Origin of the sequence: Arachnia propionica (assembly GCF_003859805.1) — a bacterium.
Lineage (GTDB): Bacteria > Actinomycetota > Actinomycetes > Propionibacteriales > Propionibacteriaceae > Arachnia > Arachnia propionica_C.
Genome location: NZ_RQZG01000032.1, coordinates 1 through 2,483, shown reverse-complemented (window position 1 = coordinate 2,483; position 2,483 = coordinate 1). Strand labels below are relative to the sequence as shown.

4 protein-coding genes are annotated in these 2,483 nt (G+C 56.5%); 1 reads left to right on the top strand and 3 read right to left on the bottom strand.

The features are described 5' to 3' along the window. Window positions 1–923: IS630 family transposase (locus EII34_RS15600; protein ID WP_124846091.1), on the top strand; the 923-nt coding region annotated here is incomplete at its 5' end. 6 nt (window positions 924–929) lie between these two features. Here EII34_RS15600 and EII34_RS15595 read toward each other — a convergent pair. The 3 genes from EII34_RS15595 to EII34_RS15585 all read right to left on the bottom strand — a co-directional run bounded on the left by EII34_RS15595 (window position 930) and on the right by EII34_RS15585 (window position 2,321). Further along, on the bottom strand, window positions 930–1,157 hold the full coding sequence (locus EII34_RS15595) for a hypothetical protein (protein WP_124846090.1): 228 nt from the start codon (window positions 1,155–1,157) through the stop codon (window positions 930–932). Window positions 1,158–1,263: 106 nt separating this feature from the next. Then, complete coding sequence (locus EII34_RS15590; protein ID WP_124846089.1) at window positions 1,264–1,818, bottom strand: DUF6301 family protein; 555 nt, start codon at window positions 1,816–1,818, stop codon at window positions 1,264–1,266. Window positions 1,819–1,847: 29 nt separating this feature from the next. Further along, complete coding sequence (locus EII34_RS15585; RefSeq protein ID WP_124846088.1) at window positions 1,848–2,321, bottom strand: DUF6301 family protein; 474 nt, start codon at window positions 2,319–2,321, stop codon at window positions 1,848–1,850. Window positions 2,322–2,483: the final 162 nt, after the last annotated feature.

Below are 2,483 nucleotides of genomic sequence, written 5' to 3'. Positions count from 1 at the left end.
ATGTCGAGACGGTGGCGGAGATGGCAGAACGTCAGGTCTCGACGATCCTTTCCTGGGTGCGTGACTGGCATGCCACCCGGTTGGCGTCGATCCACACCGGTCACGCCGGGAACCTCAACGCCTCGAAGTTGACCGCCCAGCAACGGGCAGAAGTCGTGGCGGTCCTGCAGCAGCCTCCCGGTGATGAAGGTCTCCCCGTGGAGTTCTGGAACGTCCCCGACCTGGCGGGCTGGATCTCTTCACGGTTCCAGATCACCTACGCCAGCGAGACCTCGTACCACTTCCTGCTCCACCTGGCCGGGTTGTCCTTCCACAAACCCGAAGGCATCGACCAGCGCCGAGCCCCAGAGGCCGAGATCACGGCCCGTATGGCCCAGATCCGACACGACCTCGCCACCTGCTGGGCAGGAGACGATGTGATGATCGTGGCCGCGGATGAGGTCAGGATCGAACACGAGGCGATCCTGCGACGTGCCTGGTACACCCGAGGTGCCAAGGCCCGGTTGAGGGTCAACCGGATCACACAGGCACAGTCCTACATCGGGTTCCTCCACGAAACAGACGGCAGAGTCGATCTCATTGCCTTGGACTGGCAAGACAGCGACAACATCGTCAACGCGTTGACAGAACTCACCCTCACCTACCCGAACAAGCGAATCGTGATCGTGTGGGACAACGCGACATGGCACACCTCGAAACATCTTCGCTCACACCTTGGTGAAGGGAACCCTCTCGAGAACATCCACCTCATCAACCTTCCCCCATACGCGCCCGACCACAACCCCATCGAACACGTCTGGAACGAAGCCAAAAACCACATCACCAACCACCAACGCGCCAGCTTCACAGAAACCCGACACGCCTTCGAAACCTACATCACCAACAACAAATTCCCCTACCGAATCAACAAAGATCTTGTTTAAAGGAAGCTACAGCTTGAAATTCACCTGCGAAACACCATCCCCCTTTCTTCCTGTGATCACGGATGCTTCATCGACATGCGTCAGTCCGTACGGCATCACGAACCCACCGTCACCGGTTCCGGGCCAGCCGAGAGCCTCGCAGGCTGCGTACCCTTGTTCTCTGGTCAGTGGCCAGTCCTGACCGACGAAGTACTCGGCCAAACGCACGACTTCGTCAACAGGGATCGATTTCATCGCAACTGCCTCCTCTCGAAGAGTTTCTTGGTCCTTGTCGAGTCGAGCTCTCTCAGATGAGAGAAGGGCCCTTGTGAAGGTATTCGGCCTGAATGCTGGTCGCTACTCAGAGGTCACCCAGAGATCTAAGGACTTCAGCATACTCAGGGCTGTAAAGCCTGAACGTGACGGATTTCCAGAAGTTTCGCAGTATGACATGGCAGCCGTTTGGAGTGTTCCAAAATGCTTCTTGGTCTTCCTTGGTGCGCCTGATCTTACCCTTGCCCCAAAGTCCTCGAAAGCCTTCAGCACAGCCAGAGAAGATGTCGTTCATGAATACCTCCCGCTCATCCGAGTCGTCACGCACCACGTCCGTCAGCCAGAACTGTATCTGTGCGACCCCTTGCTCTTCTTCGCCCACGATCACGGAAGCCTGTCCAAGAGGTTCTACGCCGTAGGGCATGACGAACCCACCGTCGCCGGTCCCGGGCCAACCGAGCGCTTCGCAGGCTGCGTAGCCCTGTTCCCTGGTCAGTGGCCAGCCCTGGTTAACGAAGTACTCCGCCAACCTCACGACCTCATCAACAGGGATCGACTTCATGTAATCCATCTCTTTCTCGCCAAGACCGAGAACCTCGATTCCCCTACCTTTTGAACAAATCTCAAGGTCAACACTGAACACCCACCGACAACAACACCGAGAGCATAGATCTACAGGTCACCCAACGACTTCAACACTTCAGTAAAGGACGGGCTATAAAGGACAAACGAAACAGATTTCCAACTGTTTCGCACCACCAGATGGCAGCCATTCTGCGTATCCCAATGAGCCGCCTGACTCAGCTTCCCTCGCTTCATTTTACCTTTACCCCACAGGCCTCTGAATTCAGCGACGCAACCCGTGAAGACGTTATTCATAAACCCGTCCCGTTCCGGCGTTTCATCACGCACGACATCAGTCAACCTGAACTGCACTTCCGCAACGTCATCGCCCCTTCTTCCTGCACTCACAGACGCTTTATCAAGATGCCTCAAACCATAAGGCATGACGAACCTGCCGTCACCCGTCCCCGGCCACCCCAAAGCCTCACAGGCCGCATACCCCTGCTCCCTGGACAACGGCCAATCCAGACCAACGAAATACTCCGCCAACCTCACAACCTCATCAACCGGAATCGACTTCACAGCACACACCCTCTCTCCATGCCTACTTCTCCTCGATGATCCCATCTGGCAGCGTCGGCTTCTCATCGAGCTGGAACTTGGACAGCTTGATCCTACCACTGGGCTGAGAGCGAACCAACTCATAGCTGATCTCCACCTCACCCTTGGCAATGGCCTCCTTCA

Coding starts and splice junctions, on each gene's coding strand:
- EII34_RS15595 (WP_124846090.1), bottom strand. CDS start 1,157: ATGAAATCGATCCCTGTTGACGAAGTCGTGCGTTTGGCCGAGTACTTC.